Raw genomic sequence first — 6,268 nt, forward strand, 5'->3', positions numbered from 1 at the left:
ATGAGTGGTGTACGGGAGAACCTGACCTACGAAGGGTTCGGGCGCGCCGTGCGCGAGCTCGCCCAGACCATCGCCGACGACGGGTACGAGCCCGACATCGTGCTGAGCATCGCGCGGGGCGGGGTGTTCGTCGCCGGTGGGCTCGCCTACGCGCTCGACTGCAAGAACATCCATCTCGTGAATGTCGAGTTCTACACCGGTGTCGGTACGACGCTGGAAATGCCCGTCATGCTGGCGCCCGTCCCCAACGCCATCGACTTCAGCAACAAGAAGGTGCTCATCGCCGACGACGTCGCCGATACGGGGAAGACGCTGAAGCTCGTGCACGACTTCTGTCTCGATCACGTCGCCGAAGTGCGTTCCGCCGTCATCTACGAGAAGTCGCACTCCCTCGTGAAGTGCGAGTACGTCTGGAAGCGCACCGACGACTGGATCAACTTCCCCTGGAGCGTCGAGAAGCCCGTCGTGCGGCGCAGCGGGCAGGTGCTCGACGCCTGACCGGCGCGCCGGCGGCGCGGGAATCTTGCGAGGGCCCCGGTTCCGACATGTCGGCCGGGGCCCTTCCCTTTCTTACAGCGTGCCCAGCTTGACCAGCGACAGCAGCGCCACGAGCTGGATCGACGCCGCCCCCAGTGCCTTCGGCCACGGCAGGTCGTGCGACTTGCTCAGCATCGACGTGAACAGCGCACCCGCCGCCAGCCACGACAGCCAGCCGATCACCTGCACCAGCCCGTTCTCGCCGCCCAGGAACAGGGCGAACACCAGGCGCGGCGCGTCCGTCATCGCCATGATCAGCATGGAGAGGCCCACCGTCGGCTGCCACGCGCCGTCGCCGCCGAGCTGGCGGGCGAGCTGGTGCGTCACCGCGCCCAGGATCAGTCCGCCGACCACCATCATGGCGCCGGTGAAGAGGACGGACGGGATCGCCGTGGAGAGCGTCGCGTTGATCGCCTCCTCGCGTGCCTTGTCGAAGCCGAACAGGGCCAGCAGGCCGTACACGAACGTCACGATCAGGGCCGGCGGCCACACCGGGTAGTCGCGCATCCGCAGGAACGTCGGGCCCGGGCGCAGCACGATGCCGCTCAGCAGCTGCTTCCACGGCAGCCGCGGGCCCGTGGGCGCCGCGGGGGCGGGGCCGGGGGCGGCGGGGCCGTGCGGGTCGTAGGGGCCGTAGGAGGAGTCGTAGGAGTTGTAGGAGTCGTACGGGGCGTCGTTGATGCTGAACACCTGGGTGTGGCCCGGGTTGTTCGCCGCGTACGCCCCCGGCCCGGGCTGCGGCTGCCCGTACGGCGGCTGCTGCTGTTGGTGGTACGGGTCGCCGAAGTACTCCGGCTCGCCGTGCGTCTGGCCGCCGCCCTGCGGCCACTGCTGCCGCGGGGCGTACGGGGACGTCGGGGACGTCGGGGACGACGGCGGTGCCGCCTGACCGCCGTACGGCGCCTGCTGCTGCGGGTGTTGTTGCGGGGTGCGGTTGTCCCGGCCGCGTCCGATCCTGAATCCAGCCACGTCAATGAACGTACCCGGTCTCGCCGGAGCGGGTGTACGCGCCCGTCGGCCACGCTGCCTTTGCTGCCGACCTGTGACATCCCCTAAGGGGCCCTGTGAGGGGGACTTTGAGGGGGACTTTCATGGTCCCGTACGACGAAAGGACGGCCGGTCCTGCCCCCGAGGCAGGTCCGGCCGTCCAGTCGTTCAGGCGTACTGATCGAGCGGGCAGGACGGTGTTACTTCGCCGGCTCCGGTTCCGGTGCCGGCTCCGCGTCCGGCTCCGGGGCCTCCGGAGGCGCCGGGGTCTTGACCGACTCCAGCAGCAGCTGGGCCACGTCCACGACCTGGAGCGACTCCTTCGCCGCGCCCTCGTTCTTCTTGCCGTTGACCGAGTCGGTCAGCATGACCAGGCAGAACGGGCAGGCCGTCGACACGATGTCCGGGTTGAGGGACAGCGCCTCGTCCACGCGCTCGGTGTTGATGCGCTTGCCGATGCGCTCCTCCATCCACATGCGCGCGCCACCCGCGCCGCAGCAGAAGCCGCGCTCCTTGTGGCGGTGCATCTCCTGCTGGCGGAGGCCCGGGACCTTGTCCATGATCTCGCGCGGCGGCGTATACACCTTGTTGTGCCGGCCCAGGTAGCACGGGTCGTGGTACGTGATCAGGCCGTCGACCGGGGTGACCGGGGTGAGCCGGCCCTCGTCGATCAGGTGCTGGAGCAGCTGCGTGTGGTGGATGACCTCGAACTCACCGCCGAGCTGCGGGTACTCGTTCGCGATCGTGTTGAAGCAGTGCGGGCAGGTCGCGACGATCTTCTTCTTCGACTTGGGCTTGCGCGTCGACTCGTCTTCGTCGTCCTCGCCGAACGCCATGTTCAGCATCGCCACGTTCTCCTGGCCGAGCTGCTGGAACAGCGGCTCGTTGCCGAGGCGGCGGGCGGAGTCGCCGGTGCACTTCTCGTCGCCGCCCATGATCGCGAACTTGACGTCCGCCATGTGGAGGAGTTCGGCGAAGGCCTTCGTGGTCTTCTTGGCGCGGTCCTCCAGGGCGCCGGCGCAGCCGACCCAGTAGAGGTAGTCGACCTCCGTCAGGTCCTCGATGTCCTTGCCGACGATCGGGACGTCGAAGTCGACCTCCTTGGTCCACTCGACGCGCTGCTTCTTGGCCAGGCCCCAGGGGTTGCCCTTCTTCTCCAGGTTCTTGAGCATCGTGCCCGCCTCGGACGGGAACGAGGACTCGATCATCACCTGGTAGCGGCGCATGTCGACGATGTGGTCGACGTGCTCGATGTCGACCGGGCACTGCTCCACGCACGCGCCGCAGGTGGTGCAGGACCACAGCACGTCCGGGTCGATGACGCCGTTCTCCTCGGCGGTGCCGATCAGCGGGCGCTCGGCCTCGGCGAGTGCGGACGCGGGGACGCCGGCGAGGGCCTCGGCCGACGCCTTCTCCTCGCCCTCCATCGTCTTGCCGCCGCCGGCCAGCAGGTACGGCGCCTTGGCGTGGGCGTGGTCGCGCAGCGACATGATGAGGAGCTTCGGCGAGAGCGGCTTGCCGGTGTTCCAGGCGGGGCACTGCGACTGGCAGCGGCCGCACTCGGTGCAGGTCGCGAAGTCGAGGATGCCCTTCCAGGAGAAGTGCTCGACCTGGGAGACGCCGAAGACGGTCTCCTCGGCGCCCTCCTCGTCGTCGAAGACGGTCTCGAAGTCGATCTCCTTGCCGCCGGACGTCATCGGCTGCAGCGCGCCCAGGGCGGTCCCGCCGTGCGCGTCGCGCTTGAAGAAGATGTTCGGGAAGCCGAGGAAGCGGTGCCAGGCCACACCCATGTTGGTGTTGAGCGAGACCGTGATCATCCAGATCAGGGAGACGCTGATCTTCACCATGGCCGCGAAGTAGACCAGGGTCTGCAGCGTGGCGACGCTCACGCCCCCGAGGGCGACGACGAGCGGGTACGAGACGAAGTAGGCCGCCTCGTACGAGTCCACGCCGTGCAGCGCGCCCTCCAGGCCGCGCAGGGCCAGGATCGCGAGGCCGATCGTGAGGATGACGTACTCGACGAAGTACGCCTGCCAGGCCTTCGAACCCGCGAACCGCGACTTGCGGCCGGCCCGCGACGGCAGGCTCAGCAGCCGGATCACCATGAGGACGGCGATACCGACCACGGTCATCAGGCCGATGAACTCGATGTACATCTCGAACGGCAGGAAGCCGCCGATGACCGGCAGCGTCCAGTCGGCCTGGAAGAGCTGCCCGTACGCCTGCGCCAGCGTCGGCGGCAGGGTCAGGAAGCCGACCGCGACGAACCAGTGCGCGAAGCCGACGATCCCCCAGCGGTTCATCCGGGTGTGGCCGAGGAACTCCCGGACCACGGTCGCGGTGCGCGCCTTCCAGTCGTCGGTACGGCTACCGGCCGGGACCGGCTGGCCCAGCTTCACGAACCGGTAGATATGCGCGATCGCTCGGGCAAAGAGCGCAACGCCGACCACGGTCAGGGTCAGCGACACAATGATCGCGGCGAGTTGCATGAGGGCTCCTCGGGCCTGCGAGGCGGGGGACCGTCCCGGACTGCGGATCCGGGACTACTAAGCGGTAACTTATTGGGTTCGGTGCTGAGCGTACCCAGTTATTCCGCCGCACTGTAGCCGCGCAGGCGGTGATCTGTGTCGCTCAGGTGAGCCTGACCGGCGCCGCCCCGCCGACCGCTCGGCGGCGGGCCGCCCACAGCGCCCCGGGGGTGCGGAGCAGCAGGGAGACGTCCAGCTTCCACCCATGGTGCTCCACGTAGTGCTGGTCCAGCATCAGCGGCTCCTCCCACGGCAGGTCCGAGCCGCGCCGGAGCTGCGCGAGTCCGGTCAGGCCCGGCTTCACGCTCCGCCGCCAGGGCGCGTCCGCGCCGGGGGCGCCGGGCGGCAGCGGCTCCGGGCCGACGAGCGACATCTCGCCCCGTACGACATGGGGGAGCCGGGACAGCGCGTCCAGCCGGAAGAGGCGGACCGGAAGGGTGCGGAGCGTGAAGGGGCGGCCGTCCAGGCCGGTCCTCGTCTCCCGGACGAGAACGCCTCCCGGTGGACGGCGCAGGGCGGTGATGGCCGCGGCCGCCGCCAGGGCCGGGGCGGCCAGCAGCAGAAGGGCCGAGCCGAGCGTGAGGTCCAGGGCGCGCTGGGAATGCATGGCAGTCACCTGACCGTTCTGGGGTGGTCGCGGCTTTTGTCCAGAACGATAGGGGTATGTTGCGGCGGGTAGTCGCTGCGGCACATCGTGTTGCGCATAAGGCGGGGATAAAAGTTGAGTCCGGGCGACTCAGGTCTGTTGACTGGGGCCGCCGGGTCGTGCATCCTTGAGTCTGTTCCACTCAAGTCAGCTGGAGGAATTGAAATGGCACGTGCGGTCGGCATCGACCTGGGCACGACTAACTCCGTCGTCAGCGTTCTGGAAGGCGGCGAGCCCACCGTCATCACCAACGCCGAGGGTGCCAGGACCACGCCGTCCGTCGTCGCCTTCGCCAAGAACGGCGAAGTCCTCGTCGGTGAGGTCGCCAAGCGGCAGGCCGTCACCAACGTCGACCGGACGATCCGCTCGGTGAAGCGCCACATGGGCACCGACTGGAAGATCGAGCTCGACGGCAAGAACTTCAACCCGCAGCAGATCTCCGCGTTCATCCTGCAGAAGCTGAAGCGGGACGCCGAGGCCTACCTGGGCGAGAAGGTCACGGACGCGGTCATCACCGTCCCGGCCTACTTCAACGACTCCGAGCGCCAGGCCACCAAGGAGGCCGGCGAGATCGCGGGCCTGAACGTCCTGCGCATCGTCAACGAGCCGACGGCCGCCGCCCTGGCCTACGGCCTCGACAAGGACGACCAGACGATCCTGGTCTTCGACCTCGGTGGCGGCACCTTCGACGTGTCGCTCCTGGAGATCGGCGACGGCGTCGTCGAGGTGAAGGCCACCAACGGTGACAACCACCTCGGTGGTGACGACTGGGACCAGCGCATCGTCGACTACCTGGTCAAGCAGTTCGCCAGTGGCCACGGCGTGGACCTGTCCAAGGACAAGATGGCGCTGCAGCGCCTCCGCGAAGCCGCCGAGAAGGCGAAGATCGAGCTGTCCTCGTCCACCGAGACCTCGATTAACCTGCCCTACATCACGGCGTCCGCCGAGGGCCCGCTGCACCTGGACGAGAAGCTCACGCGCGCCCAGTTCCAGCAGCTCACCTCGGACCTGCTGGAGCGCTGCAAGATCCCGTTCCACAACGTCATCAAGGACGCGGGCATCCAGCTCTCCGAGATCGACCACGTCGTCCTCGTGGGCGGCTCCACCCGCATGCCGGCCGTCGCCGAGCTCGTCAAGGAGCTGACGGGCGGCCAGGAGGCCAACAAGGGCGTGAACCCGGACGAGGTCGTCGCCATCGGCGCCGCCCTCCAGGCCGGTGTCCTCAAGGGTGAGGTCAAGGACGTCCTGCTCCTCGACGTGACCCCGCTGTCCCTCGGTATCGAGACCAAGGGCGGCATCATGACGAAGCTCATCGAGCGCAACACCACGATCCCGACGAAGCGCTCCGAGATCTTCACGACGGCCGAGGACAACCAGCCGTCGGTGCAGATCCAGGTCTACCAGGGCGAGCGCGAGATCGCCGCGTACAACAAGAAGCTCGGCATGTTCGAGCTGACCGGTCTGCCGCCGGCGCCCCGTGGCGTCCCGCAGATCGAGGTCGCCTTCGACATCGACGCCAACGGCATCATGCACGTGACCGCGAAGGACCTGGGCACGGGCAAGGAGCAGA

At 68.3% G+C, this 6,268-nt stretch carries 5 protein-coding genes; 2 read left to right on the plus strand and 3 right to left on the minus strand.

Annotation, left to right across the window (positions count from 1 at the left end):
* On the plus strand, positions 1 to 498 hold the full coding sequence (locus HTZ82_RS26735; RefSeq protein WP_175411946.1) for a phosphoribosyltransferase: 498 nt from the start codon (positions 1 to 3) through the stop codon (positions 496 to 498).
* A gap of 72 nt (positions 499 to 570) precedes the next feature.
* Here the strand turns inward: HTZ82_RS26735 and HTZ82_RS26740 are convergent, their stop codons facing one another.
* From HTZ82_RS26740 to HTZ82_RS26750, 3 genes are all read right to left on the minus strand, one after another.
* Positions 571 to 1,506: a Yip1 family protein gene (locus HTZ82_RS26740; protein ID WP_175411947.1), complete on the minus strand. Its 936-nt coding sequence runs from the start codon at positions 1,504 to 1,506 to the stop codon at positions 571 to 573.
* A 218-nt stretch (positions 1,507 to 1,724) separates the two neighbouring features.
* A complete protein-coding gene (locus HTZ82_RS26745; protein WP_175411948.1) occupies positions 1,725 to 4,013 on the minus strand; it encodes a (Fe-S)-binding protein in 2,289 nt (762 codons plus the stop codon).
* A 142-nt stretch (positions 4,014 to 4,155) separates the two neighbouring features.
* Positions 4,156 to 4,659 (minus strand): sugar transferase, encoded by a 504-nt coding sequence (locus HTZ82_RS26750; protein WP_175411949.1) that lies wholly within the window; start codon positions 4,657 to 4,659, stop codon positions 4,156 to 4,158.
* 204 nt (positions 4,660 to 4,863) lie between these two features.
* Here HTZ82_RS26750 and dnaK point away from each other — a divergent pair.
* On the plus strand, positions 4,864 to 6,268 hold a 1,405-nt coding region (dnaK, locus tag HTZ82_RS26755; RefSeq protein ID WP_175411950.1), incomplete at its 3' end, for a molecular chaperone DnaK.

It is taken from the genome of Streptomyces sp. TRM64462, from assembly GCF_013362995.1.
GTDB lineage: Bacteria > Actinomycetota > Actinomycetes > Streptomycetales > Streptomycetaceae > Streptomyces.